The 26,427-nt window shown below is 39.9% G+C and carries 20 protein-coding genes; 13 read left to right on the forward strand and 7 right to left on the reverse strand.

Translation table 11 applies throughout. The features are described 5' to 3' along the window. Position 1: 1 nt before the first annotated feature. Positions 2–2,419, forward strand: coding sequence for an endopeptidase La (gene lon, locus CFH81_09115; GenBank protein ID DAB40344.1), 2,418 nt, complete (start codon positions 2–4; stop codon positions 2,417–2,419). A 62-nt stretch (positions 2,420–2,481) separates the two neighbouring features. On the opposite strand, the gene CFH81_09120 is transcribed toward lon, so the two are convergent. The 6 genes from CFH81_09120 to CFH81_09145 all read right to left on the reverse strand — a co-directional run bounded on the left by CFH81_09120 (position 2,482) and on the right by CFH81_09145 (position 10,218). Further along, positions 2,482–2,847, reverse strand: coding sequence for a response regulator (locus tag CFH81_09120; GenBank protein ID DAB40345.1), 366 nt, complete (start codon positions 2,845–2,847; stop codon positions 2,482–2,484). 5 nt (positions 2,848–2,852) lie between these two features. Next, on the reverse strand, positions 2,853–5,981 hold the full coding sequence (locus CFH81_09125) for a hybrid sensor histidine kinase/response regulator (protein DAB40346.1): 3,129 nt from the start codon (positions 5,979–5,981) through the stop codon (positions 2,853–2,855). A 12-nt stretch (positions 5,982–5,993) separates the two neighbouring features. Continuing rightward, a complete protein-coding gene (locus tag CFH81_09130) occupies positions 5,994–7,373 on the reverse strand; it encodes a hypothetical protein (GenBank protein ID DAB40347.1) in 1,380 nt (459 codons plus the stop codon). Beyond that, positions 7,373–7,804, reverse strand: a complete 432-nt coding sequence (locus CFH81_09135) for an aerotaxis receptor Aer (GenBank protein DAB40348.1) — start codon at positions 7,802–7,804, stop codon at positions 7,373–7,375. The genes CFH81_09130 and CFH81_09135 overlap by 1 nt, the downstream gene beginning before the upstream one ends. Positions 7,805–7,993: 189 nt before the next feature. Next, the gene (locus CFH81_09140) at positions 7,994–9,784 is read right to left on the reverse strand and encodes an excinuclease ABC subunit C (protein DAB40349.1); all 1,791 of its coding nucleotides are present in this window, start codon (positions 9,782–9,784) and stop codon (positions 7,994–7,996) included. Then, positions 9,769–10,218: a hypothetical protein gene (locus CFH81_09145; protein ID DAB40470.1), complete on the reverse strand. Its 450-nt coding sequence runs from the start codon at positions 10,216–10,218 to the stop codon at positions 9,769–9,771. Before CFH81_09145 ends, CFH81_09140 begins: the two co-directional genes overlap by 16 nt. 112 nt (positions 10,219–10,330) lie before the next feature. Here CFH81_09145 and nadB point away from each other — a divergent pair, with 112 nt between their 5' ends. The 3 genes from nadB (at position 10,331) to CFH81_09160 (ending at position 14,762) form a co-directional block, all read left to right on the forward strand. Next, complete coding sequence (gene nadB / locus CFH81_09150) at positions 10,331–11,779, forward strand: L-aspartate oxidase (protein DAB40350.1); 1,449 nt, start codon at positions 10,331–10,333, stop codon at positions 11,777–11,779. 8 nt (positions 11,780–11,787) lie between these two features. Further along, on the forward strand, positions 11,788–13,119 hold the full coding sequence (locus CFH81_09155; protein ID DAB40351.1) for a sodium:proton antiporter: 1,332 nt from the start codon (positions 11,788–11,790) through the stop codon (positions 13,117–13,119). Between the two features lie 104 nt (positions 13,120–13,223). Beyond that, positions 13,224–14,762 (forward strand): glutamine-hydrolyzing GMP synthase, encoded by a 1,539-nt coding sequence (locus tag CFH81_09160; protein ID DAB40352.1) that lies wholly within the window; start codon positions 13,224–13,226, stop codon positions 14,760–14,762. 110 nt (positions 14,763–14,872) lie between these two features. Here the strand turns inward: CFH81_09160 and CFH81_09165 are convergent, their stop codons facing one another. Next, entirely contained in the window at positions 14,873–15,364 is a 492-nt protein-coding gene (locus CFH81_09165) for a phosphohistidine phosphatase (protein DAB40353.1), read from the reverse strand. Between the two features lie 153 nt (positions 15,365–15,517). Between CFH81_09165 and CFH81_09170 the strand changes: the two genes are divergently transcribed. From CFH81_09170 to CFH81_09210, 9 genes are all read left to right on the forward strand, one after another. Continuing rightward, positions 15,518–17,380 (forward strand): molecular chaperone HtpG, encoded by a 1,863-nt coding sequence (locus CFH81_09170; GenBank protein DAB40354.1) that lies wholly within the window; start codon positions 15,518–15,520, stop codon positions 17,378–17,380. A 117-nt stretch (positions 17,381–17,497) separates the two neighbouring features. Continuing rightward, entirely contained in the window at positions 17,498–18,418 is a 921-nt protein-coding gene (locus CFH81_09175; GenBank protein ID DAB40471.1) for a cation-efflux pump, read from the forward strand. Next, complete coding sequence (locus CFH81_09180; protein DAB40355.1) at positions 18,415–19,083, forward strand: uroporphyrinogen-III synthase; 669 nt, start codon at positions 18,415–18,417, stop codon at positions 19,081–19,083. Before CFH81_09175 ends, CFH81_09180 begins: the two co-directional genes overlap by 4 nt. Positions 19,084–19,449: 366 nt before the next feature. Continuing rightward, complete coding sequence (locus tag CFH81_09185) at positions 19,450–20,718, forward strand: phosphoribosylamine--glycine ligase (protein ID DAB40356.1); 1,269 nt, start codon at positions 19,450–19,452, stop codon at positions 20,716–20,718. An 11-nt stretch (positions 20,719–20,729) separates the two neighbouring features. Next, positions 20,730–21,185, forward strand: a complete 456-nt coding sequence (locus CFH81_09190; protein DAB40357.1) for an RDD family protein — start codon at positions 20,730–20,732, stop codon at positions 21,183–21,185. After that, positions 21,178–23,256, forward strand: coding sequence for an organic solvent tolerance protein (locus tag CFH81_09195; GenBank protein ID DAB40358.1), 2,079 nt, complete (start codon positions 21,178–21,180; stop codon positions 23,254–23,256). The genes CFH81_09190 and CFH81_09195 overlap by 8 nt, the downstream gene beginning before the upstream one ends. Then, the gene (locus CFH81_09200; GenBank protein ID DAB40359.1) at positions 23,256–23,525 is read left to right on the forward strand and encodes a heat-shock protein; all 270 of its coding nucleotides are present in this window, start codon (positions 23,256–23,258) and stop codon (positions 23,523–23,525) included. Before CFH81_09195 ends, CFH81_09200 begins: the two co-directional genes overlap by 1 nt. Beyond that, the gene (locus tag CFH81_09205) at positions 23,503–24,219 is read left to right on the forward strand and encodes a hypothetical protein (protein DAB40360.1); all 717 of its coding nucleotides are present in this window, start codon (positions 23,503–23,505) and stop codon (positions 24,217–24,219) included. The genes CFH81_09200 and CFH81_09205 overlap by 23 nt, the downstream gene beginning before the upstream one ends. Next, entirely contained in the window at positions 24,212–26,347 is a 2,136-nt protein-coding gene (locus CFH81_09210) for a polyribonucleotide nucleotidyltransferase (protein DAB40361.1), read from the forward strand. The genes CFH81_09205 and CFH81_09210 overlap by 8 nt, the downstream gene beginning before the upstream one ends. Positions 26,348–26,427 lie beyond the last annotated feature (80 nt).

Raw genomic sequence — 26,427 nt, forward strand, 5'->3', positions numbered from 1 at the left:
TATGCAACTTAGCAATTACGACGCATTTCCAGCCACTCTGCCTATCGTTGTAGAGGATGAGCTTTTTTTATATCCTTTTATGATAAGCCCCATTTTTTTGACCCATCAAAAAGATATCGATGCGGCAGATGATGCAATGGAAAACAATTCTTTACTTTTTGTTACCTCTTCTATTGCCGGCAAAGAGGGCAATAGGGATTTTGAGGCGATGTATAAAGTGGGTGTTGTCGGCTCTATTATGCGAAAAGTTCATATCCCTGACGGAAGAGTCAAGATACTTTTTCAAGGACTCGCAAGGGGCGCCATTCTTAAAGAGATAGAGGGCCCGTTTAATCGTGCGGTTATTGATATTGTTAAGCAAGAGGAGTATGAGAAACTCAAAGTAGATGCACTGATGGATATTTTGCGGGATAAGGTCAAGCAGGCATCAACTTTAAGCAGCCGTTTCCCGGCAGATCTTGTACGTACGATTGAAGAAAATGATGAGCCAAATCGTATTGCGGATTTGGTTTCTTCGATGCTGAAGTTGGACAAAGAGACGGCATATGCGCTTTACATAGAGGCAAATATTGAAAAAAGACTGTTGGGGCTTATCGATGTGGTCACCTCAGAGATTGAATCCGCCAAAGTGCAGCGAGAGATCAGGTCCAAAGTGCACACCAAGATAGAGCAAACCAATAAAGAGTACTTTCTTAAAGAACAGCTCAAAGAGATACAGCGTGAGCTGGGAGCGGATACACAAAGAGAAGAGGAAATTGCACGATTTAGAGAAAAAGTGGAAGCCCTTAAGCCGCATCTGGATGAGAGCGCTTATAAAGAGATCAGTAAGCAGCTGGAGCGTTTTGCACGTATGCATCCTGAAAGTGCTGATGCCAATGTATTGCAAAGCTACCTTGAGTGGGTGTTGGAGTTGCCTTTTGGCCGTATGACAAAAAAAAGTTTAAGTGTTGCGGAAGTTTCTAAGGAATTGGACAAGGATCATTATTCTTTAGAAAAACCAAAAGAGCGTATTGTAGAGTTTTTTTCCGTAAGAGAACTGGCAATGCTTCGGGGTGTTAAACAACAAGATGCGAACGGAGCCATACTTTGTTTTGCGGGACCTCCGGGAGTAGGTAAAACCTCTTTGGCAAATTCGATAGCTACAGCGCTAGGAAGGCCGCTTGTGCGCATAGCGCTGGGCGGGCTTGAAGATGTCAATGAGCTTAGAGGACACCGGAGAACCTATGTGGGTGCTATGCCGGGAAGACTTGTGCAAGGGCTTATAGAAGCAAAAAGCATGGATCCTGTAATTGTTCTTGACGAGATAGACAAAGTGGGGCGAAGCATGAGAGGCGACCCTACGGCGGTCTTGCTTGAAATACTTGATCCTGAACAAAACAGCAAATACCGGGATTATTATCTCAATTTCAATATCGATCTAAGCAAAGCCATATTTATTGCGACGGCCAATGATGTTGGAAATATTCCTGCTCCTTTGCGCGACAGGATGGAGTTTATAGCCTTAAACTCTTATACGCCAAAAGAGAAATTTGAAATTGCCAAACGCTATTTGATTCCTCAAGAGCTTAAAAAGCATGCGCTTAAACGCAGAGAATTCTTTATAAGCGATAAAGCATTAAAAATTCTTATAGATGAGTACACAAGAGAAGCCGGCGTAAGAAATTTGCGGAGAAAAATAGCCGGATTGATGCGTAAATCAGCACGTACTCTCTTGGAAGACAGAAGTATTGAACAGGTTAACATCACAAGAAAGAATTTGAAAAAATTTGCAGAGAAGAAAGTTTTTGAAATCTCTTTGGTGGACAGCCGGCCTCAAGTGGGAGTTGTCAATGGTTTGGCATGGACTGCCGTAGGCGGGGATGTGTTGACCATAGAGGCCATTAAGATCAAAGGGAAAGGTGCCCTGCAGCTTACCGGGAGCCTAGGGGAAGTCATGAAGGAGTCCGCGCGCATAGCACACTCTGTAGTAAAAATTCTTATAGATGAAGGAAAACTGGGAATTTCTCAAGGAGTAATTCCGCTTACTTTTAGGGAAAAGGAAGAACAATTAAAAGTAGATGCAAGTGAAGTTTACAAACGTTATGATCTTCATGTCCATGTCCCTGAAGGTGCAACGCCCAAAGACGGGCCAAGCGCGGGAATTGCCATGGTGAGCGTCATCGCTTCCATTTTGAGTGGAAAAAAAATAAACAATAAAGTGGCCATGACGGGTGAAGTGACTTTAACGGGGAAAGTATTGCCTATCGGCGGACTCAAAGAAAAGCTTATAGCAGCCTATAAAGCCGGAGTAACAACAGCATTAATACCTGCTAAAAATTATGAAAGAGACTTGGAAGATGTTCCGGCTGAAGTGAAAGAGCATATCCACATTATCGGTGTTTCCAATATAGAAGATGTGCTGCAAGAGGTTTTTATATAATTATGGAATAAAAAAGAGAACCCTTGAATGGGGTGGAGTGCGCTAAGGATTTTTAATGGTCTTTAAGACCATTGTGCAATTTTTTCAAAGAGCTTCTCTTCTTTTATGGGTTTTGTTAAAAAGTCATTTGATCCGCTATTGAATGCTTCAGTTTTTTTCGTATCATCGGTTGAAAGTACAATAACAGGAATATGTGCATTTGCCATATCTGATCTAAATATTTTTAAAAACTCTATCCCGTCTAGTATGGGCATTACCATATCCAGCAAAATAAGATCAATATCTGAATTGTTCTCAATTCTGTCTAAGGCCTCAGACCCGTTTTCTGCCTCTAGAATGTCTGTGACATTAGGATGCTTTCTTAAAAGAGTCTGCAACAGTTTTCTGTTGATGAAATCATCATCAACGATTAATACTTTAAGGGCCATTTTTATTATCCTCTATGTTTTTTGATTAAATTTTCTATTTCTTCTTTGGTTACGGTTGTTATGATGGTGTGTATATTTGGATGCGATACAGTCATTTGTTTGGCAATAGGAGTGTCATCTGCAAACAGAAGATCATATTTGCCCGATGAGAGTTCGCTTTCAAGTTGATCGAAATCACCTAGAGTCCTATAGGCATACCCTAGATTTTCAATCATCTTTGCAAGAATTCTACCCTCTAAAAGAAATTTTTTCGCGATGAGGATCATTTTTGGCTTATTGCTTTCTTCTTTAATAAGAACACTGCCGTCCCGGTCCGGCGCAATAGTCGTATCTTCATACTCCTCTTCTTTTGCGTTTTGCGTTTTTTGGGCTGATTTGTCTATCATTGTTTTTGTTGCTTTGTGGGATAAAAATTTATTCAGAATAAAGAGTAGTTCACTTGTTTCAATAGGTTTTGTGATGTACTCATCCATCCCTTCGTTCATAAATTTTTCTCTGTCGCCCTTGAGCGCATTTGCCGTAAGTGCAACGATTGGTACATGGGAGATCTTCTCATCTTCTTCGTAGTCTAAAATTTCACGGGTTGCCTCTATGCCGTCCATAACAGGCATTTGAATGTCCATAAAAAGAAGATCATATTGTTTATTTCTTCGTTTTTCAAATGCTTCAAGGCCATTGTTGGCTAAATCAACGATGATGCCATGATCTTCAAGAACCCTTTTTATGAGTTTTTGATTAATGACGTTGTCTTCGGTTACCAATATATGTGCATCAAATTTTGTCTCAAGCAGTGCTTCTTCTTTGATGGCTTCAGTTGCTCTTTCTGTATTTTTATTTAATGCGGCCTTCAGTTTTGAAATCGTAACGGGTTTATAGATCACATTCTCTTTGGCAATGCCTAGTGATTCTAGCTTGTTGCGGCTTGTGATGTTCGCAATAATAATAAGTTTGGATTTATCAATATTTCTCAATGCATCCACAATATTTTGTTTTGCTTTTTCAATATCAATCCAGCAGTTTTTACATATTTGAAGGCCACTAAGCTCTTTGAGCTCCTCTTCAGATTTAAAATATTTGACTGTCGGACCAAAGTATTTGAAATACTCTTCTAGATAACTGTCGAGTTTTGTCGGAACATCTTGTTGATATTTACAGATGGTGATATTGTCAAATGTATGCTGAGAGCTTAAATCTGTTGATGCGACCTCTTCCATGGGTAAAGTAAAATAGAATCTTGTACCATGATCTTTTGCACTTTCGAGTTCGAGTCTGCCTCCCATAAGTTCAACAAGCCGACTGGAAATAGTAAGTCCGAGTCCTGTTCCTCCGTATTTTCTGGTGACAGAAATATCTGCTTGAGAAAAAGCATCAAAGATGTGAAGCTGCTGGTCTTTTGTCATGCCGATACCATTATCCTGAATGCTAAATTCAATATCGCTTGTTTCATTATTTGATTGTATTTTTCTTATTTCAAGATTGATTTCGCCTCCATGACTTGTAAATTTGATGGCATTGCTGAGCAAATTGATAATAATTTCTTTGATTTTGGTCGGATCGCCTTTGAGTTTGGGAGAAATTGCAGGATCCATGTAAAAATTAAGATCAATATTCTTTTCTGAAGCCCCTACGGCATAGGTTTCTATGGCGCTTTCAAACTCTTCAGCAGCATCAAATACGATATTTTCTATTTCAATTTTATTGCTTTCTATTTTTGAAAGATCAAGAATATTGTTGATAATGCTTAATAAGTTTTCAGAGCTTTTGTCAATGATTGATAAAAACTCCTCTTGTTCCGGAGTAAGTTCAGTACCTCTTAGAATCTCTGTAAATCCTACGATACCATTAAGGGGAGTACGAATTTCATGAGACATATTTGCCAAAAAAAGTGATTTTGCTTCATTGGCCTGGAGTGCAATAAGCTTATCTTGTTTGGCAGTGTCAACGAGTGTTTCTAGGAACTTGTAGGCTTCTTTGGTTCCTTCGTGGGTATCCAACTCGATATTTTCAATGGCAGCAGTATCAGAGCTGAGGTATTGACCGCCTTGTTTCATCTCATCTACAGCCTTGTTGAGTATGTCTTCAAGTTCTTTAATGTTTCTTGTGATGTCTCTAGCTATCGTGTATCCGATATATGCCAAAATAAAACCAAAGAATAAAATTGCCGTAGCAATAGCAAGCAGCAGAAGTTGTTGCCGAAGAAAAATTTCACTTTTTTCCCATAATTTATTGGAAACGATAAGTTCTGCCTTGGCAAGAAGTGTAATTTTTTGTGTTTGTAGCGAAAACCAGTTCATGACTTCTTCTGCGTATTCTCCGTTATCCACATCGGTTTGAATTGCAGAAGATGTTTCGGCTAGACTTGTAAGCATCTCTTTGGCTTGCGGAGTATTAAATAGTTCCTCTAGCTGATAGCGTAAATCGCCGTCTGTAACTTGTTTGATATCAAAGAGATTGGCCTTGGTTTTAAATTGATCCCATAAAGCCATCTCTTCAAAAGACATGGGAGATTTTTTTGTCATATAATGTGACACAAAACCTCTCTCCTGTCCCGCATTTTCTTTGGCTGTATAAAGCTGAGTAAGTGTTGTGATAAGGGAGGCTATCTCTGTATTTAGCGCATATTGGTTGATTTGTAAAAGGCTGTCCAAAATAGGTGTGGCAACTTTTGCCGTAAACATATCAAAAAAGATTTTTTGAAAATCCGCATCGGGGCTGTCAACCTCTTTTCTGATATCGGAAACATTTGCAATACTTGAAAAAAGTGCTTGGTATCGTAATTGATCTAGTGGTTTTTCTTTATCAAAAAATTTTACAATCATGGGAAAATAATTTGTATTTTCAGTAATAAGATCTCTTTTTAATGTTTCAATGGATAGGTCCAGAGCTTCTCGCTGGTTTTTTAGCAAATTGGAAAATTCTTTTTGTCCGCTTCCTATATAAAGTGCAGATAATCCGCGTTCTTTGCCAACATGGGAGAGTGTTTCTGCAAGTTTGGCATTGTTTTTCAATGTGTTTTTTAATGCATTGGCCTTTTCAAAGTTCAAATAGGATGTGATGAAAAAAGAACTTGCAAGCAGAATAAGCAGTGCGACCGGCACCAATCCGGCCAATTTAAGTTTACTACGTATAGTCATTGGATATTTCCTTTATCTTGACGTGAGATTTATTTGGGTTTCAAAAGATAAAAAATGTCCCCAATACCGCTTAATTAGATCTTCAAGACGACGGCTGTCTTCACAGAATTGTATATCATAGAGAGTGTTTGCAAGCGGGTCGATACGCAAATTGCTTGAAACTCCTTTAAGAAGATGCCCGATTTTTTGTATAGTAGGCAGATCGCCTTTTTCGTATGCCCTCAGCATTTTCTGTGTTTCCGTATGTGCCTGCTCGATAAAATCATGTACAAATTCGTCGATGAGTTCTACGGGCAAATTCAAGTCATTCGCTGTTTGCTCTAATTGAAAATCAAAATGAATAGGTTTGACATCTTTAAGGTTGATGGTTCCAAAACTTTCTTCGGGCAGAGGTTCAAGTTTGAGTTGTGTATCGGTTTCAATTGTCGGGCTGATAGTAAATTCATTGCGATCTTCTTCTGATTGTGTGTACGTTGTCAATCTGGATAATACCGTATAAAAAGATTCTATGAGGGGTTTTTTATCGCTCTCTTTTGCTTTGTCGATTTGTGTAAGTATATCTACTGCTGCGGGCAATCCCAATACGTTAGAAAGATGCAAAAGTGTGTCAACGGCATTTTTTTGTTTGTTAAGGTCAGCAGCCTGAAGATCATCTTCAAGCATGAGCGCTGTATCGATGTATTCATTTAAGAAAATATTGTAATCTTCAATGGAAATCCCGATTTTTTTACTCAGCTGCGCTACGTTGATTTTAATCGCAGAGACGCTGTCTGCCCGGGCAATGAATTTTTGCTGTTTTTCTGTTTGAATTTCAGAGATATGTTCGTCTGCTTCGCCCGGAAGGATAAGATCGAAAAGATCGTCATTTTTTTCTTTTTCCTGAAGAGATGCTTTTTGCGGAAGCTCCCTATGGATAGAGTCATCCTCCAGAAGCAGCAGCTGATCCTCATTATTCTTGGGCAGCACAGACAACTCTTGATCGACGGACTCTTCGGCGGAGATAAGATTATCGCTGTTGAAGCCGTCGATATTGAAAATGTCATCAGATTCTGCGATCGTGAACGGATTGGTCTCGTCGGATTTGGGCGATTCGTGTTCCTTTATCTCTGTCTCACATGTTTTTTCAGGAACAAAAATCTCATCTGCAAGCATTTTGACTTCAAACAGGGTAAGCTTGCCTAGCAAGCTTGTAAGCTCGGTTTTTTGGTAAGTGTAGCTATCTTCGCTGTAAGGGGTTTGTATGACAACATTGTTATCCGAGAGGTATAAAAAAGTAATTTCTTCATGTATGATTTTAGTACAAAGTTCAACTAAATCTTTAATGTTCAGCAAAAGCAATAAATTGTTATCAGCAGCAATGATATGATCATCTTGGTTGGTTATATAATACATTATGCGAAGAACTCCTTTTGATTTTTTTCTTTTTCGAGCAACTCTTTGTAAAGCAGTGTTGATTCTATGACTTCATTTGCGGTTGCAGGTCTTCTTGCTGCCGTATATCCCGTAATGTTCCCGTCTGTTACAATGGGAATAATATGTGAATACACCCAATAGTACCTGCCGTCTTTGCGAAGATTTTTGACAACTCCGCTCCACTCTTTTCCTTGTTTGATTGTATCCCACATGTTTCGAAAGGCAGCCTTTGGCATATCCTGATGCCGGATGATATTATGGTTTTGTCCTTTAAGCTCATCTTTTGTGTAGCCGGCAATTTCACAAAATTTTCGATTGGCATGTGTAATAATGCCTTCTGGATTGGTAGAACTTACAATTAAACCCGATTCAAACGTATATTCTTCATCTATGGGAATAAATGTGTTCATCTTTTCCCTCCCTCTTAGATATTTTGTTTTGGTGGTATTTGTTGAGCCGCAATGCGCCTAGTTTAAAACCTAATTATCAAAACAATATAACAAATAAACTAAAAGCATAATGAAACAAAAAGATTTTTAGTAAAAAATATGAAATTCGTAACCTATTGGTATAATAATTAATTATTAAATTACAGCTTTTTAAGAATTACAGTTTCTTATAATTAATGCAATGTTTTTACCGGCTACATTTTCTAGCTCTTCCAAAGAAGCATTTTGGATAGCTTCAAATGTGCCAAAATAATCGATAAGTTTTTTGAGTGTGGCTTTGCCTACTCCTTTTTGATTGAGCAGGGAAATTTGGACGTCTTCTTTCCTTTTTTTGTTTTGGTGATAGGCAGCGGCATAGCGATGCGCTTCATCTCTTTGTCTTTGGATCCAATGGAGGCGCTTGTCTGAACTTTGAAGTTCTATCACTCCTTGCGGCGTATAGATAAGATCTTTTGCGGCGCCTTTGGCGCGGTGTGCTTTGGCGTCAAGTTTTTCTTTGGCAATGGCAATGACATCAAGATTGATTTTCGTTTGCTTAAGAAGCTGTATGGCAAGATTGAGGTTGGCTTGTCCTCCATCAAGTATCCACAGATCAGGAGGAGGATTTTTTGCAAAATCGGCAATTCGTCTTGAGAGCAATTCTCTCATTTGTCCGTATTCATCGCGTTCGTGCAGTTCGTAGCGCCTATAAGCTTTTTTGTCCCAATGGTTTTCGTTCCAAACAACCATGCCGCCCACGACAGCTGTACCCATCATGTGGGAGTTATCAAATGTTTCTATCCGGTACGGAATGGTATTCAGGTCAAAAAGATCTGCAATTTTTTGTTCGATGATAGCGTGGTTGTCTTGTTTGCGCAACAACTCATCGCAATTTTGCATCGCCAATGCAATAAGTTTGACTTTTGGGCCGCGCTTGGGGCAAAGAATCTTTATTTTTTTATCAAATCGCATCGAGAGCGCATGAGCTACCTGTTCGCTGTCTTCAAAAGTATGTGCAGTAAGAATAGTTTTGCATACTCGGGGCACATCAGGAGGGTAAAATTCAAGAAGTGCCTGCTTGTACGCTTCATTGGCATCAAAGATATGCGTATGTCTAAAATAAGAATAAGACGAAGAGATAATTTTTCCTCCGCGCATAAAAAGTTTGACAATGACGCCTCGCTCCTCACCGTTTTGTATCGCAAAAATATCCGCATCAAGAGAGTTGGCGAGATCAACATTGGATACAGGAGCAAGAGCAGCAATCGATTTGACCATATCGCGCATTTTTGCCGCCTCTTCAAAGCGTTCCTGCAAAGCAAATTGCGCCATTTTTTTTTCGAGTGCCAGGATAAGCCTGTTTCGTTTGTGTATGGAGATTTTTGCTTCTTCTATGATCCGGGCATATTCTTTGGGCGATATTTTGCCCTCACAGGGTGCAAGGCATTTTTTGATCTGGTAAAACAAACACGCTCTGCCTCCTTTGAGGCATGACTTTTTTTGTATCAAAGGATAGACCTCATAGAGTGCATCAAATAACGCTTTTCCTCCGCTTGGAAAAGGTCCGTAATAGGTAATTTTTTTCCCTTTGACAATTTTTCGTGTGATTTCAAAACGCGGATACTCCAGGGATTCGTCCAAATAGATATAAGGATAGGTCTTGTCGTCTCTTAAAAGAATATTGTACTTTGGTTTGAGCTGTTTGATGAGAGAGTTTTCAAGAATAAGCGCATCCTCTTCGGTTTCCACGATGATGTATTCTAGACTGTATGCTTCATGCAGCATTTTGATAATTCGTGTGGAAAGCGTAGGATTTGGTGTAAAATCCGGAACAAAACGCCAATAGCTTTTCACTCTGTTTTTGAGGTTCTTTGCTTTTCCTACATACAGCAGTTTGCCTGCAGCATCGAAATACTGGTAAACACCCGCCAGAATAGGAAGATTTTTTATTGTCGATTGCACTGTATAAGCTCTTTAATGTGTTCAAATTTCTCTTTGAGCGTCTGATCTTGCGTTTGAATCTCAAAGCAGGATGTCGAGCGTTCCTGATAATACGGGATGGTTGAAATAAGCGGTTTGCTTTCTTCGGCAGGATAGTACCTGCTGTGAAATACAATAATTTCTTGTGCCTGCATAAAGGCACATTCGGCATCATAGGTGCGCAACTGTGTTAATACGCTTTTTAATAAATCTCTATTATAATTGAGTTCCATTTTAAATGCAGGATGAGTTGTGGCCACAAAAAGTGTTTCATTTTTGACATAGACAAATGCAATAGCATTTTGGTATCTTGAGCCCAAAAGCTTAACAAATTTGTTATAGCAAGCCTGTTTTTTTAAGAATCTAAATTGAGGTTGACACGTAAGATGAGACAAAATAACATGCGCTTTTTTCATAAATGCATTATAGCATTTGTTTGCTGTATGATAATGGCGGGTTGCGGATACAAAACAGACCCGGCCTACGTGCCCGATCAAAACAATACCCTGCAAACAAAAGGATAACAGGATGGACAAATATGATGTACTGATCATTGGTGCAGGGATCGCAGGGCTGTATGCTGCATTGCAATTGCCCAAAAGCAAAAAAGTGTTAGTAGTCTGCAAAGATATTCCGTGGGAGTGCAATACATTTTATGCGCAGGGAGGGATGGTTACAGCGCTTAACGAAGCCGATATTGCTTTGCATGTAGAAGATACTATGGCTGCAGGTTCCTATCACAATAACAAGGAGGCGGTTGAAATCCTTTCCCGCACCTCGCTTGAGACTACGGCAGATATTATCCAAAGAGGTATGGAGTTTGACAAGGATGAGCAAGGCAACATTCTTTACACTAAAGAAGCGGCACATTCCGTAGCGCGGATCATTCATGCTGGAGGAGATGCGACGGGACGATATATGCACTATTTTATGATGGTGCAAAATATGCATCATTTGCAAAAAAATACATTGGTCTATGATCTGCTTATTGAAAATGGAAGATGTTACGGCGTCAAAGCAACAGTCAATTATGAACCTACCACTATTTATGCGGATGATGTCATTATTGCATCGGGCGGGATTGGATCGCTGTATGCCTACAATACCAATTCTCGTACCGTCAGTGCGGATATTCACGGTATCTGCGTAGAAAAAGGTATAGAATTGGCCGATATGGAATTTATGCAGTTTCATCCTACCGTATTTGTCAAAACGCCTTTTGCCAGAAAACTGCTTCTTACCGAAGCGCTTAGAGGTGAGGGCGCGCATGTGGTAGATCAAGAAGGAAAACGTTTTTTGTTTGAGTATGATGAGCGTGGAGAGCTGGCGGGCAGAGATATTGTCGCGAGGGGTATTTTTGACTATAGGCGCCGAACAGGACAAGAGGCATATTTAGATTTTTCAATGTTTGAAGAGTCATGGTTTAGAGAGCGATTTCCCAATATTACGCGTACTTTTGGTGCATTGGGGTATCGTTTTCCTCAAGATAGGGTTCCGATTTCTCCGGCTTTTCATTATGCCAACGGAGGCATTAAAAGTGACACCAATGGCTGCATAGAAGGAGTGGAAGGATTGTATGTGATAGGAGAGGCTGCCAGAACAGGGGTGCATGGAGCTAACCGTTTGGCATCCAACTCTTTGCTTGAAGGGGTTGTTTTTGCCAAAAGAGCAACCGCGCACCTTTTGGGTAAAAGCCAGAAAGAGGGCAAAACACCTAAATTTGATAAAGATTACGGTAATATTCTGCACAAAGAAAACGACAAGATGTACAAGCATCGTTTGCGACAGGTTATGTGGAATGATATAGGTATTATTCGCACATCCAAAGGATTGCATGAGGCAAAAAATCTTATCTATGACATGAAAAATAAAGAGATAGGCAGGCTGCTGAAGTTGCGTCTTAACACGGCATCCGCGATAGTCGAGGCAGCTTTGGCACGCAAAGAGTCACTTGGCTCACACTATATTGAATTATAAGGATTAAAATGCATGATTTGAATTTAACGACGAGTTGGGTAGGGATCGCCTCGTTGATCATATTTGTGGTGGGATATTATTTTATTGCCACTGAAGATAAATATCATATAAATAAGGCAAAACCGGCATTGTTTGCAGGAACCTTTATTTTTATACTGATCGGTATCTATTATGCGGCTAATGGTTTGGACGGTAAACATCTGCATCACGAAATAGAGCTGCTCATTTATGAAATAGCGGGCATCTTTTTCTTTTTGTATGTTGCGATGACGTATATTGAAGCTATGATTGACAGGAATGTGTTTACCGCGCTTCGGTACAGACTTGTCTCAAAAGGGCACAGCTATCAAAGGCTTTTTTGGATCACAGGTCTTTTGGCATTTTTTATCTCTCCTGTGGCGGACAATCTTACAACGGCACTGATCCTTTCAACGGTGTTGATCACTATTGACAAAGAGACAAAAGCTTTTCTTGTGCCTGCGGCGATCAATATTGTCGTGGCTGCCAATGCGGGAGGCGCGTGGAGTCCGTTTGGTGATATTACAACGCTGATGGTATGGGTTGACGGAAAAGGACAATTTATTGATTTTCTTTATCTTTTTCCTGCTGCATTTTTGGGATGGTATGTAACAGCTTTTCTTTTGGTTCGTTTTGTTCCAGAGGACAATCCTCCTTTTGTCAAAGGAGAAAAAGAGGTACATATTGCCTATGGCGGAAAAATGATTATAGGGCTTTTTGCTTTGACTATAGCCTCTGCGGTTATCTCTCATCAAGTGCTTCATTTGCCGGCAATGTGGGGTATGATGTTTGGGTTGGCGATTTTGAAACTTTATACCTACGGAATGAATAGAGAAGTAAGGTATGAGAGTGACGGTACCGCTTGTCCTCGAGTCAATGTTTTCTCTTTTATTGCTAAAATTGAGAACGATACACTGCTCTTTTTCTTCGGGATTTTAGCTGCAGTCGGTGGGCTTCACTTTTTAGGCTTCTTGGAGTATTTTACGGCACTCTATAGTCAGTTTGGTGCAACCGCGGTAAATATCGGTGTAGGATTTCTTTCGGCTGTTGTCGATAACGTACCTGTGATGTCAGCGGTACTCAAGGCTAATCCTGATATGGGCGCAGATTCACATGCGCAGTGGATGCTTGTAACCATGACCGCAGGGGTAGGAGGATCGCTGATTTCGTTTGGAAGTGCCGCAGGCGTAGGTGTTATGGGCAAACTGCATGGAATTTATACTTTTTCTTCTCACATGAAATATGCATGGACGGTACTTGTAGGCTATTTTGTTTCATTGGCCGTATGGTATTTGCAATTTCAAGTATTGGGGCTGCATTAAGATTTTTACTTTCTTCTGTTTCTTCGTCAAAGGAGCAGAAGAAAAAATATTTGTATAGTTAAGTTTTTTCGAAAAATTTAACTATACAAATAGAAGGAGAGAAGATGAAAGAAGTGCCTATAGTTGTTTTGGATTTTGGATCCCAGTATACTCAGCTTATTGCCAGAAAACTTAGAGAGAGCGGTATATATACTGAAGTCGTACCTTATCGTGAAAGCATTCATGACATTAAGACGCGCAAACCTAAAGGAATTATTCTTTCCGGAGGCCCGGCTTCTGTTTATGCAGAGGATGCCTATAAGCCCGATGATGGCATTTGGGAATTGGGGTTGCCGATTTTGGGCATTTGTTACGGCATGCAGCTTATTACGCAGCATTTTGGGGGAGAAGTGGTGGCCGCAGACCATCATGAGTATGGAAAAGCCAAGTTGCACATAGAGGGGAATTCCCCTATTTTTAAAGAGGTCAACCATGACTCGGTTGTTTGGATGAGCCACGGTGACAAGGCTGAGTGCATCCCTGAGTCATTCAGGGTAGTCGGCACAAGCGAGAATTCACCTTTTGCAGCAATTGCCAATGAGGATAAAAAGATTTATGCATTCCAGTTTCACCCCGAAGTGCATCATTCCGCAGAAGGCGTGAAAATGCTTAAAAATTTTGCTAAGCATATCTGCGGATGTGAAAGCACATGGAATATGGGAGGCTTTGCCAAAGAAAAGATTGTGCAGATCAAAGCGCAAGTCGGGAATAAAAAAGTACTTTGCGGCGTAAGCGGGGGCGTAGACAGCTCGGTGGTTGCTGCGATGCTGCATGAAGCTTTGCCTAAAGAGCAGCTTATCTGTGTATTTGTAGACCAAGGGCTGCTTCGTAAAGATGAAGCGGTGCAAGTGCAAAATATGTTTAAGATGCTCGATATTCCTCTGATTAGTATTGATGCCAAAGAGATTTTTATGAAAAAACTGGCAGGCATTAGTGATCCTGAAACCAAGCGCAAAGTGATCGGAGAGACCTTTATAGAGGTTTTTGATCAAGAGGCAAAAAAACATACCGATGTTTCATTTTTGGCTCAAGGAACGCTCTATACAGATGTGATCGAGTCTGTTTCCGTCAAAGGGCCCTCAAAAACCATCAAATCGCACCACAATGTGGGCGGACTTCCTGACTGGATGACATTTGAATTGGTAGAGCCGCTAAGAGAGATATTTAAAGATGAAGTAAGAAAGCTTGGATTGGAGTTGGGACTCCCTAAAGAGATGATAGGAAGGCATCCTTTTCCCGGACCCGGACTGGCCATCCGCGTAATGGGAGAGGTGAACGAAGAAGCGCTTAGACTGCTTAGGGAATCAGACGCCATCATGCAAGAAGAGCTAAAGGCTACCGGATATTACGACAAAGTATGGCAGGCTTTTACCGTATTGCTTAATGTGAAGTCCGTCGGAGTTATGGGTGACAACAGAACCTATGACAACACTGTTTGTGTTCGTATGGTTGAATCAGTGGATGGCATGACCGCCACTTTTGCCCATGTACCTCATGATGTGCTTGAAGGAATAAGCCGACGTATTATAAATGAAATAGACGGCATAAACCGTGTCGTTTATGACATAAGTTCTAAGCCTCCTGCAACCATAGAATGGGAATAGTTTGGCCTTTTTGTCGCCCTGTTTTGGCATGGCGGCAGAGATTTATCGCAGAAATTCCAATCTACCCAGTAATTTTAAATCTACAAAAAATATAAACAAGTCGGTTGTTGTTATATATTTTTTGGATAGATAAAAAAATGCAATCGGGCAATACTGTATTGACACTCTTGCCATTTTAGAACAGGAAGTGCAAGCGCTGCAACTCCTAGCGTCGGGATGTTTTCGATGGTTTTATCTGCTGCCATTTTGTTTGCAAAGTCAGTAATTCCCGGATTGTGGGCGATAATAAAAACATTTTGATGTTTTTTTCTGATTTTCTGAACAATCTGAAGCATGGTTTTGGGGCCGGCAAGATAAAGATCGTCCAGATAAATAATTTTCTTTTTGTATCCTATTTCTCTTGCAAGACCTTTGGCGGTCATTTTAGTTCGTTTCGCCGAGCTGGAAAATATAAGATCAGGCATTACTTTTTTCGCTTTTAGCGCATGTGCCATTTTTAAAATAGCTTTTTTGCCTCTCTGGCTTAAACCTCTGTCAAAATCATTTGCACGCTTGCTGTCTCTTTCGGATTTGGCATGTCTGATTAGATATAAATATTTCATAGATGCAGTATAACATATATTTTTTAAGTACAGTAAAATACAACTTGAGTCTTTGTGGCTAAAGAATATTTAATCTATATTGTAAGAACACTTGAAATAATTTATTTTTTATACTATAATCGCACAAAAATAGTGACTATGAAAGGATATTTTATGGCAAAACATCAATTTCAAACCGAAATCGGCCAACTTTTAAAACTTATGACACATTCTTTATATTCAAACAAAGAAATCTTTATACGAGAGCTTGTGTCAAACGCAAGCGATGCATTGGATAAGTTTAATTATCTCTCTTTAACAGACGAGAAATATAAAAATGAAGAATGGAAAGGCCAAATTTTTATAGGATTGGACAAAGAAGACGGATCGCTAACGATAGGCGATAACGGGATAGGAATGAATGAAGCAGATCTCATCAGCCATCTTGGAACTATCGCAAAATCAGGTACCAAATCTTTTATAGAGTCTCTTACAGGTGATGCAAAAAAAGATTCCAATCTTATCGGTCAATTTGGAGTAGGATTTTATTCTGTTTTTATGGTTGCCCAAAAGGTAGATGTGATTACTAAAAAAGCAGGTGAAGAACAAGCCTATAAGTTTACTACCGACGGAACGGGAGAGTTTGAGATCGTTCCTGTTACCAAAGAGTCTCAAGGCACCATTATTTATATTACGCTTAAAGAGGATGAGAAAGAATTCTTGGATAAGTGGAGGGTGAAAGAGGTCGTCAAAAAGTACTCCAATCACATTGCTTATCCCATCATGCTTAATTTTTCTGAAGAAGAGACAGTAGGCGAGGGCGAGGAAAAAAAGATCAAAAAAGTAAAAAAATCTGAACAGATCAATGCCGCGTCCGCACTTTGGACACTCTCCAAATCCGAGCTCAAAAAAGAAGATTATATAGAGTTTTATAAAACAATTTCACACGGGGATGCCGAACCGCTTACCTATATGCACAATAAAGTAGAGGGCGCCCAAGAGTTTACCACACTTTTTTACATCCCCAAAACAGCTCCTTTTGATTTGTACAGGGCAGATTATCAGCCCGGCGTAAAGCTTTATGTGAAGCGTGTATTTATCACAGATGATGACAAGGAGCTGTTGCCTGCGTATTTGCGTTTTGTAAGAGGCATTATAGACAGCGAAGATTTGCCGCTTAACGTCTCACGCGAAATACTGCAAGAAAATAGAATTTTGGCTAATATTAGACAAAGTTCGGTTAAAAAAATTCTCTCAGAAATTAAAAAATTGAGTGAAGAAGATGTTAAAATATTTACCGAACAGTACAATAGGGTCATCAAAGAAGGTATTTTTACAGACTATACCAACAAAGAAACATTGTTAGAAATTGTACGATACAAAAGTTCAAATCAAGAGGGGCTTACTGGCTTGGATGAGTATATTTCTCGTGGAGATTCCGAAAAAAAAGAGATCTACTATATCATAGGCAAAGATGAGAAAGTGCTGAGAAATTCTCCATTGCTTGAGGCGTATAAAAAAGCAAATATTGAAGTGCTTGTAATGGATGATGAGGAAGTCGACAGTATCGTAACACCAATGATAGGCAGCTATAAAGAGTGGAGCCTTAAAGACGTTACCACGATAGAAGCACCGGACAGTAAAAGCCAAGAAGAGAAGGAAGAGATCTCCAAAGAATATAAAACGCTTACAGACAAAATCAAAGCGGTTTTGGGTGATGAAGTCAAGGAGGTTAAGATCTCGGCCCGGTTGACTTCAAGCCCTTCTTGTGTTGTAAAAGACAGTAGTGATCCTATGGCAGGCATGGCGCATATGTTTGCACAAATGGGACAAAAGATGCCGGAGATACCGCTTGTTTTGGAGATCAACCCTGAACATGAAATGATCAAAAAGCTTGATGTGCTTCATGATGAAAGTCTTTTTGCGGATGCAGTATGGATCTTGCTTGACAGCGCAAAACTTTCAGAAGGATTGGAGCCCAAAGATAAAGCCGCATTTGCCCAAAGGATTGCCCATTTGGCAAGCAAAGCACTGTAGTCGATTCTTTTGCTGTCTTAAAAATATGTAAGACAGCATTGTCTTTCTTTTGTTTTTCAGCTAAAATTTTTACCATACGCAAAACCAATTTATCAAGGAATTTTTTTGAAAAAAATGATGTCACCCCAAAAACGTGCAACTGTTATATCAAGCAGTGTGGCAATTGTTTTGGTAGCGGTGAAGTTAGCCATAGGAATTGTCAGCGGTTCCGTGGCTGTTTTGGCATCGGCTATAGATTCTCTTTTGGATACGGCAGTTTCGCTTTTTAATTTTTTTGCAATTAAAAAATCAGAAGAACATCCCAATGGAGAGTACCAGTACGGAAAAGGAAAAGTACAGGCTATTGCAGCAGTCATAGAAGGCACACTCATTACTGTGTCGGGGCTTTACATAATCTATGAAGCAATTAAAAAAATGATGTATCAGACAACTACTGTTTTGTTGATGCCTTCGATAGCCGCAATGGTTTTTTCTATCCTGGCCACCTATTTTTTGGTGCAGTATTTGTTAAGAGTGGCTGAGCAAACCGGCAGTGTGGTTATTAAAGCAGATGCACTGCATTACAAAACAGATCTTTGGAGCAACGCAGCAGTGCTTCTTGCGTTGGGTATAGTCTATATGACAGGTTTTGACGGTGCGGATGCATTGTTTGGTTTGGGAATAGGTTTGTACATTATTTATTCGGCGTATGAGATTATCGTTGAAGGCATAGGTATTTTGCTGGACCGTGCACTTGAAAACGATACATTGATCAAAATAGAAGAAATACTTTCAAAACATTCCGAGATAAACGGCTACCATTGGTTGAGGACCCGTACGGACGGCAGTACTAATTTTGTAGAGTTTCACATGGTGCTCCGGCCCAATATGCTATTGCTTGAAGCTCATCGTATCGCAGATCAGGTAGAAGAAAAAATTATGGCACTTGATTCGAAAAAAAAATGGGTAATTACCCCTCATTTTGATCCTTATGATGATGAAGAGGTTAATAAGGCTTTGTTGTACGGCAGGCCTTTTATGGAGTTAAAGCAATCATGAGACCTATTTATCTTCTCTCTCCCTCCGTCAAAGAAGGGGTAAATGCTTTGCCTGTGATTGCATTTTCATTGGTTGCCCAAAAAATTGATTTTGATGAGTGTGACACTTTGGTGTTTACTTCAAAGCAGGCCGTTGTGTCTGCGGACATGATAGACAAAAGATGGAAAGAGTATCCCTGTATAGCTATTGGTCCGGCTACAGCAAAGCAGATAAGGCAATTGGGAGGAGAGGTAATTTATGAGCCAAAAAATTTTTACGGCGAAGTGCTTGCTTTGGATATTGCCGCTTTTTTTAAGGAAAGAAAACTTCTTTATCTCAGACCAAAAGAGATTTCGTTTGACAGCAAGAGTTTCTTGGAAAAAAAAAGGATAATTTTAGAAGAACAAATTATCTATGAAACCTCTTGTGTAAAATACGATAAAGAAAAAGCACCCCCTCAAGATGCGATCATTATTTTTACCTCCCCTTCCTCGGTGGCATGCTTTTTAAAAAGTTTTGAATGGAATCCAGGCTATACCGCAGTGGTGATAGGAGAGGCTACGCTTAAGCATTTACCTGAGAATGCGAAGTGTGCGGTTGCAGAGGAACCCTTGATAGATGCCTGCATTAAAAAAGCAAAAGAATTGCAAAATCATAACATTAAACCTGCCTCTAACTCCAAATAGGTTATAATTAAATAACCTGGGTGGTGCGACAACTGTATTTGGGGTCCAACATATATGTTTGGTGGGATACGTAGCAGATCGGTGTGCGGATGGTTTCGTTTGAGCACGGCTTAAAGCCTGCGAGAAATTGTCCCCTAAAGAGATGCTCTCTCCCGCATCGTTGGCTAATTAGGGCCGACTTGAAGCAGAACGCCTACCCGGGGGCTAATAAGTCATATTTGTTTGCTCATACAAGGATTTTCTTGAAAATTGAAACAGAGAGTTGTCTGTACTGAATTTTGATGAAACCTCTTGGCAACAAACATATCAGTTACTTCAAGTTTGAGACAATGAGATAATTACAATACACCTTTTTTGGAGAAATAGATGAATATATTAATCATAGGTTCTGGAGGTAGAGAATACTCTATCGGTTTGGCACTTAAAAAAGATAAAAATGTAGAGAAGATCTATTTTGCGCCAGGAAATGGAGCAACAGACGCATTGGGAGAGAATCTGGCCATAAGTGATTTTAATGCTTTGGCTGATTTTGCAGAAGCACGAGAGGTAACGCTAACTATTGTTGGTCCGGAATCACCGTTGGTGGAAGGCATTGTAGACATATTTAAAGCAAGAGGATTAACAATATTTGGACCCACTGCGCAAGCGGCACAGCTGGAAGGGTCCAAGATTTTTATGAAAAATTTCTTGGCGCGACACAATATTCCCACTGCAAAATATATTCAAACGGATTCTTTGGAGGAGGCTTATACCTTCATCAACACTCTTGATGCGCCTATTGTCGTCAAGGCCGATGGTCTTTGCGGCGGCAAAGGCGTAATTATTGCCCAAAGTCACGATGAAGCCAAAAAAGCGGCCGGTGAAATGCTCAGCGGCAATGCATTTGGCGATGCGGGAACAGCTATTGTCATAGAGGAATTTCTTGACGGATACGAACTTTCTGTTTTTGCCATATGCGATGGGAAAGACTATGTGGTGCTTCCGGCTGCGCAAGATCATAAAAGATTGCTCAATGAAGACAAGGGACCTAATACGGGCGGGATGGGTGCCTATGCACCGACGCCATTGGTCAATGAAACTATCTATAAAAAATTAGATGAGCGCGTGATTAAACCTACACTAAAAGGAATGGAAGAAGAAGGAATGCCTTTTACGGGAGTTCTTTTTATTGGTGTCATGGTGGTGAAGGGTGATCCGATTATCCTGGAGTATAACGTACGTTTTGGTGATCCTGAGTGTGAAGAGTTGATGCCATTGCTTAAATCGCCTGCAAGTGAACTTTTTTATAAGGCAGCCACAGGTGATTTGAAAAATGCAAAAATCGAATTTCATGACAAGTATGCAGTAGGTGTCGTGATGGCAAGCAAAGATTATCCGTATAAAAATTCTGACCCCGCTGAGATTATTGTAGATGAGATTCACCATGAAGAGCTAAAAGAAAACGCACACATTTCTTACGCGGGAGTAAGCCGCGGAGAAGATGGAAAGCTTTATGCAACCGGCGGTAGAGTTCTTGTGTGTGTAGGAGTCGGCAAAAGCATTAAAGAAGCACAAAGACGCGCTTATATGCTGGTGGGTCAGGTGCACTTTGCAGGCAAGCAGTGCCGTAGTGATATCGCTTATCAAGCACTTTAGGCTGCCGGATAATGTCTAGCTCTTTTTCTTTTCAGATTGCAACCATACCGAAACGAACTGTAGCATTTGTCATAGATGATATTGTTGTTTCGATCTTCTTTGTAGTGATTTTTTATGATCAGATGATAATGCTTATGTCAGGAGTTTCCGCCCTTGATCAATCAACAGCAGAGGCAATGAATGTTTTTGTTCAGGAAAATATTTTAGTTTTTTTTGTTATCAAAATACTTTATCATACTGTTTTGGTATGGCAAAGCGGCATGACACTGGGTAAATATGTAGTAAAAATAAAAGTCATTGATTATCAAACGGAACAGATTCCCTCTTTTGTGAAGGCATTTTTGCGTGCATTATTGAGGGTGCCTAGCGAACTTTTTTTTTATGTCGGGTTTATGTTGGCATTTTTTACGCCGTTGAGGCAAACCTTTCATGACAAATTTTCAAACTGTGTAGTGATTGATGCCTAGACTTCTTTTTCTTTTTTTTCTGACTGTATTTTTTGGGTCACAAAGTATCTGTGCAGAAGAGAAAAAAGGTAAAATAGAGGTTATTGCAAAGCATTTGCAGTCATCCAAAACGACAGTGAGGGCCATAGACGAGGTTATTGTGTACTATGAAGACTCTGTAATCAAAGCATCCAGCGCATTTTATGATAAACAAACAAAAAAACTTATCCTTGACGGGCAAGTGGAAATGATAGGATACGAGGGCACCAAGACGCAAACCAATCATCTTGAAATTCAAACAGATACCAAAGAAGTTCATTTTCAAACACTTTTTTTTGTCACGGAAAATGATATATGGCTATATGCAGACAAAGCAAGCAAAAAAGAAGGAAATTATACTTTGGGCCAAAGTATATTTTCTAGCTGTGACATGAATGACCCTGTATGGAAAATGGTTTTTTCTCGCTCTTTGTATGACAGTGAGGCCAAATACATGAAGATATATGACGCAAAAGTCTATCTATGGGATATTCCTGTTTTTTATTCGCCTTATTTGGGTTTTTCGACCCACAAAGAGCGCAGTTCGGGATTGCTTTTTCCTCTTTTTGGCTATTCATCTGAAGAAGGATTTGTCTACGAGCAGCCTATTTTTTGGGCTATTTCTTCCAGTATGGATTTTGAGATTAACCCTCAAATGCGAACCAATCGCAGCAAGGGAATTTACGGCACGTTAAGATTTGCAGACAGCAACAACTCTTTTGGGCAATTAAGGACAGGTTATTTTAGAGATAATGATGAAAATCAGTTAGAGCATTATGGTGCAGAATTCCTTTATGACTCCAGCAGTTTTTTTGATTCGAGTTTGCCGCAAGGGCTCAAAGACGGCCTGTATGTGAATGCGACTTATTTGAATGATATAGATTATTTGAACCTGCAAAAGACACATCTGGAGCATTTTGGTCTTTTGCCGCTGCAGGAATCGCGTTTGAATTATTTTTTATATAATGATGACCACTATGCGGGTATTAACGGAAAATATTTTATAGACACCCGAAATGAAAGCAATGCAAATACCTTACAAGTACTTCCTTCTTTGCAATGGCATAAATATTTAAATCATTTCGTATGGAATAATCTTACCTATAGCGTCGATGCGCATATTAACCATTTTTATAGAAAAGAAGGGGTGACGCTGAAACAGGCAGAGACCAAAATGCCTTTAGAGTGGACCAATTCTTTTTTCGATGGATTTGTCAATCTTTCTTTAAGTGAAGAGTTCTATTACAGTAAATTCTTTTTTGGCAACGGAAGTTATGAATATGATAAATTTGAATATTACAGCAATACACATAAAGTAAAATTTTTTAGTGATTTAACGAAATCCTATACAGATTTTATTCATGTCTTGCAGCCTTCTTTTGGTTATGTCAAGCCAGGAAACGAGCATCAAGATCCTACCTATTTTGAGTGGCTTACTGAAGCACAAAAGATGCTTTTTGAAGCGGACTTGCCTGAGGAATACTATGATTTGAGCTTAGGCCAATATTTTTATGATGCACAAATGAAGCTTATTTTTTTTCAGCGTCTGTCTCAAAAATATTATACCAACCGTGAATACAAGTTTGCAGACATATCCAATGAGATGCAGTACAATTGGAAGAATTGGCAATTTTATAATGATATAGTCTATTCTTATGAATTTAATAAAATACGAGAATCTTCGAGCCTCATTTTGATGGCTGAAGATGAATACCATTTGAGCATTGGACACTCTTTTAGACAAAAACTGCCTGATGATATTATTGATATTGCTGTGGCAAATGATATTAATTTTGATTTTAGATATGATATAAATAAAAGAGTGGCAGTGAACGGAGGAATCACCTACAATATAGACAATGCTTCCAATACACAGTGGAGGGCCGGAGCCAGCTATAATAGGGATTGCTGGAATGTTGCTACATTTATAGGAGAGGAAGTTACGCCAAGACCGACAGGATACACTAAAGATAATATATTTTATGTTCAATTTAACTTCAAGCCGTTTGGCGGTATTGGATCAGGGGAATTGGAAAAGGAAAGGTTAAAGTAATGCATGGACCGGCCAAAGAGCTCAACAGAGCTTTGGAAATTTTAGAATTGCCCGCATTTATTACTAAAGAGGATATCAAAAAACAGTATCGTTTTCTTGCCAAAAAACATCATCCGGACTTGGGCGGCGAGGCTCAAAAAATGGAAGAAATTAATTATGCTTATAAACTTTTGATGAAGTATATAGAAGAGTTTCGTTATACTTTTGATGAAAACGAAATCAACAGACAGTACCCGGGGGCGGATTATGTTCAGCGATTTAGGGTTTAGTTATCATTTTGAAGACCGCCAAGATGCAGCCGAAAAACTCATCGAAACGCTTCCGCTTGAGATTTTGCAAAAAAATGAAGCGGTGATTATTAGCGTGAGCGAGGGGGGTGTTTATTTTGCCGACCAGATAGCAAAAGCTGCTCATGCCCCAATGGATATATTGCTTACAGCGCCTATTTTGGCATCCAACAATCCTGAAATAGCTATCGCTATGGTTTCGGAAACAGAAGAAGTGGTTATGCACAGAGCATTGATTGAAGCTTTTGAGATCAATGAAGACTATGTATACAGCGAAGCAAAACGTAAATACGAAGAAGAGGTATTAGGTTATATATATAAGTATCGTCAAGGCGCAGGGCTGATTTCTTTGAAAGACAAGTATGTGGTACTGGTTGATGAATGTATTGAAACAGGACTTACGATGATGGTTGCACTCAAATCAGTGATCGCGCAAGAGGCAAAAAATATCTATATTGCGGCACCGGTGTTAGATAAAACAGTTTATCAAAATTTGCTTTCTGTGTGTGATGGTGTATTTTGCCCTTGCAAAATACAAGATTATATTTCAATAGAATATTACTTTAAAGTGTTTGAAAAATCTAGCTTTGAGGAAATTTCTAAAACAGTAAAATCCTACGAAAAATTAGTGGCGCGGGATGGAAAAATTAAAAAGGATATAAGAACATATGAATAACGAAAAAATTGTAGATCTGGAAATGAATTATCTTGAAGAAAAGTATGAGTTTGACAAGGTAGCAAAACAAGCCAGCGGCGCTGTAATGTATAGACAGGGCAAAGCCGTATTGATCGCTGCGGTTGCGATTGATGAGAAAAGCGGAGAGGAAGATTTTTTGCCGCTTACGGTTCAGTATTTGGAAAAGTCATACGCTGCAGCAAAAATTCCAGGAGGATTTATCAAAAGAGAAACCAAACCGGGAGATTTTGAAACATTGACTTCACGTATCGTTGATCGTTCTCTGCGCCCTTTGTTCCCTGATGGCTTTCACTATCCGGTTACGATAACCGTCATGGTGGTAAGCAGTGATTCTGAAGTGGATATGCAAATAGCCGCACTGCATGCAGCCAATGCGGCACTTTTGGTCTCGGATGTTCCGGTTAGTCAAAGTATTGCAGCGGTAAGGGTGGGCAAAGTGGAGGAAACAATAGTAATCAATCCTGCATTAGGCCAACAGACAAAAACGGTGCTCGATCTTCTTGTGGTCGGCTCCGGCAAAGATGTCCTGATGATAGAGATGAGAACTTTGCCCTCCAAAAAAGATCAAGTGCAGCACTGCAATGAACTTAATGAAGAGGCATTGGTGGAAGTGATTGCTCTTGCCAGTGAGCACATAGCGCAAGCATCAAAAACTTATATGGAAGCTTTTAGGCCATTTGTCAAGCAACCTTTAGATCTTCCGCTCAGTGAAGAAAAAATTAATGACGAGCTTTATGGCTACATCGAAAAAAACTATGCCCAAGAGATAGAAAAAGCCATTTCGCATATGGCAAAAAGTGAACGCTCTACTGAACTCAAAAAAGTTCGTTCAACTATTTTAGAGGCACTCGAAGAGGCAGGGAAAGAAGCAGACAAAGAACTTGTTTCAAAAGTGCTTGAGCGTTACAAAAGAAGTGTTGTGAGATCAATGATTCTCGACAAAAATATAAGGGCAGACGGGCGGACTTTGGACGAAATTAGAGCCATAAGCATTGAAACGAATATTCTGCCTTCTGTGCACGGTTCGTGTCTTTTTACGCGCGGACAAACGCAGGCGTTAGTGACCGCAACGTTGGGTGACAAAAAAGATGCGCAGATGTATGAACTTATCACAGATAAAACAAGCCAGTTAGAAAACTTTATGGTGCATTACAATTTTCCGGGCTTTTGCGTAGGTGAAACTAAACCGATCGGAGCTCCGGGAAGAAGAGAATTGGGTCATGGAAATCTTGGAAAAAGAGCATTGGAGCCGGCCGTTGATATGCATTACGATGGAACAATTCGTCTTGTTTCAGAAATTTTGGAGAGTAATGGCTCTTCGTCCATGGCGACAATTTGCGGAGGAAGCTTGGCATTAAGAGGAGCAAAGGTAGAGATGGTTGATCTGGTGGCAGGCATTGCTATGGGGCTTGTAAGAGAGGAGAGCAGATATGCCGTGCTTTCAGATATTATGGGGCTTGAAGATCATGACGGCGATATGGATTTTAAAGTAGCCGGAACCAAAAAAGGGATTACGGCCCTTCAAATGGATATCAAGCTGGGGGGCATTGATCTGGATGTCCTCAAAACGGCACTCAAGCAGGCATCCAAAGGCAAAAATCATATAATTGGGCTGATGGAAGAAGCTGAACAGCACATCATATCAAGCGGTGCGCTCCCAAGCGTTGAGCAGTTTAGTGTTCATCCGGGCAAAATAGTAGATATTATAGGCAAAGCGGGAGCTACAATACGGGAAATTATTGAAAGGTTTGAAGTTACAGTTGACTTGGATCGCGATGCGGGCGGAGTCAAAGTTTCAGGAGAAGATAAAGAAAAAGTAAAAGCGGCCAAAGCGCATATTGAAACCATTGCTTCTGCTCCTGCAAGAAAGCAAATAGAATATAAAGTGGGAGAAAGCTACAGGGGCAAAGTAAAAAAGGTAGTGGATTTTGGTCTTTTTGTAGAAATGCCGGATGGATTTGATGCACTGCTTCATATCTCAAAGGTTGCAAAGGAGCATGTCAATAATCTTTCTGAACGCTACCGCGAGGGTGAAGAGATCACTGTTATAGTTATGGAGCAAAAGGGCAAAAAGGTGGAGTTGGCAACACCGGAATTTTTAGCATAAATTTAATTTAATTTTGCTATAATTTCGCCGTTGATACAAAGTGACAAGTAGGGATACGCAAGCCGAACAGACTTTGAAAG

It is taken from the genome of Sulfurovum sp. UBA12169, from assembly GCA_002742845.1.
Taxonomy (GTDB): Bacteria; Campylobacterota; Campylobacteria; order Campylobacterales; family Sulfurovaceae; genus Sulfurovum.

What these genes read in the sequence shown, in the direction of transcription:
- lon (DAB40344.1), top strand. Translation starts at nt 2, where the DNA reads ATGCAACTTAGCAATTACGACGCATTTCCAGCCACTCTGCCTATCGTT.
- CFH81_09120 (DAB40345.1), bottom strand. Translation starts at nt 2,847, where the DNA reads ATGGCCCTTAAAGTATTAATCGTTGATGATGATTTCATCAACAGAAAA.
- CFH81_09125 (DAB40346.1), bottom strand. Translation starts at nt 5,981, where the DNA reads ATGACTATACGTAGTAAACTTAAATTGGCCGGATTGGTGCCGGTCGCA.
- CFH81_09130 (DAB40347.1), bottom strand. Translation starts at nt 7,373, where the DNA reads ATGTATTATATAACCAACCAAGATGATCATATCATTGCTGCTGATAAC.
- CFH81_09135 (DAB40348.1), bottom strand. Translation starts at nt 7,804, where the DNA reads ATGAACACATTTATTCCCATAGATGAAGAATATACGTTTGAATCGGGT.
- CFH81_09145 (DAB40470.1), bottom strand. Translation starts at nt 10,218, where the DNA reads ATGAAAAAAGCGCATGTTATTTTGTCTCATCTTACGTGTCAACCTCAA.
- nadB (DAB40350.1), top strand. Translation starts at nt 10,331, where the DNA reads ATGGACAAATATGATGTACTGATCATTGGTGCAGGGATCGCAGGGCTG.
- CFH81_09155 (DAB40351.1), top strand. Translation starts at nt 11,788, where the DNA reads ATGCATGATTTGAATTTAACGACGAGTTGGGTAGGGATCGCCTCGTTG.
- CFH81_09160 (DAB40352.1), top strand. Translation starts at nt 13,224, where the DNA reads ATGAAAGAAGTGCCTATAGTTGTTTTGGATTTTGGATCCCAGTATACT.
- CFH81_09165 (DAB40353.1), bottom strand. Translation starts at nt 15,364, where the DNA reads ATGAAATATTTATATCTAATCAGACATGCCAAATCCGAAAGAGACAGC.
- CFH81_09170 (DAB40354.1), top strand. Translation starts at nt 15,518, where the DNA reads ATGGCAAAACATCAATTTCAAACCGAAATCGGCCAACTTTTAAAACTT.
- CFH81_09175 (DAB40471.1), top strand. Translation starts at nt 17,498, where the DNA reads ATGTCACCCCAAAAACGTGCAACTGTTATATCAAGCAGTGTGGCAATT.
- CFH81_09180 (DAB40355.1), top strand. Translation starts at nt 18,415, where the DNA reads ATGAGACCTATTTATCTTCTCTCTCCCTCCGTCAAAGAAGGGGTAAAT.
- CFH81_09185 (DAB40356.1), top strand. Translation starts at nt 19,450, where the DNA reads ATGAATATATTAATCATAGGTTCTGGAGGTAGAGAATACTCTATCGGT.
- CFH81_09190 (DAB40357.1), top strand. Translation starts at nt 20,730, where the DNA reads ATGTCTAGCTCTTTTTCTTTTCAGATTGCAACCATACCGAAACGAACT.
- CFH81_09195 (DAB40358.1), top strand. Translation starts at nt 21,178, where the DNA reads ATGCCTAGACTTCTTTTTCTTTTTTTTCTGACTGTATTTTTTGGGTCA.
- CFH81_09200 (DAB40359.1), top strand. Translation starts at nt 23,256, where the DNA reads ATGCATGGACCGGCCAAAGAGCTCAACAGAGCTTTGGAAATTTTAGAA.
- CFH81_09205 (DAB40360.1), top strand. Translation starts at nt 23,503, where the DNA reads ATGTTCAGCGATTTAGGGTTTAGTTATCATTTTGAAGACCGCCAAGAT.
- CFH81_09210 (DAB40361.1), top strand. Translation starts at nt 24,212, where the DNA reads ATGAATAACGAAAAAATTGTAGATCTGGAAATGAATTATCTTGAAGAA.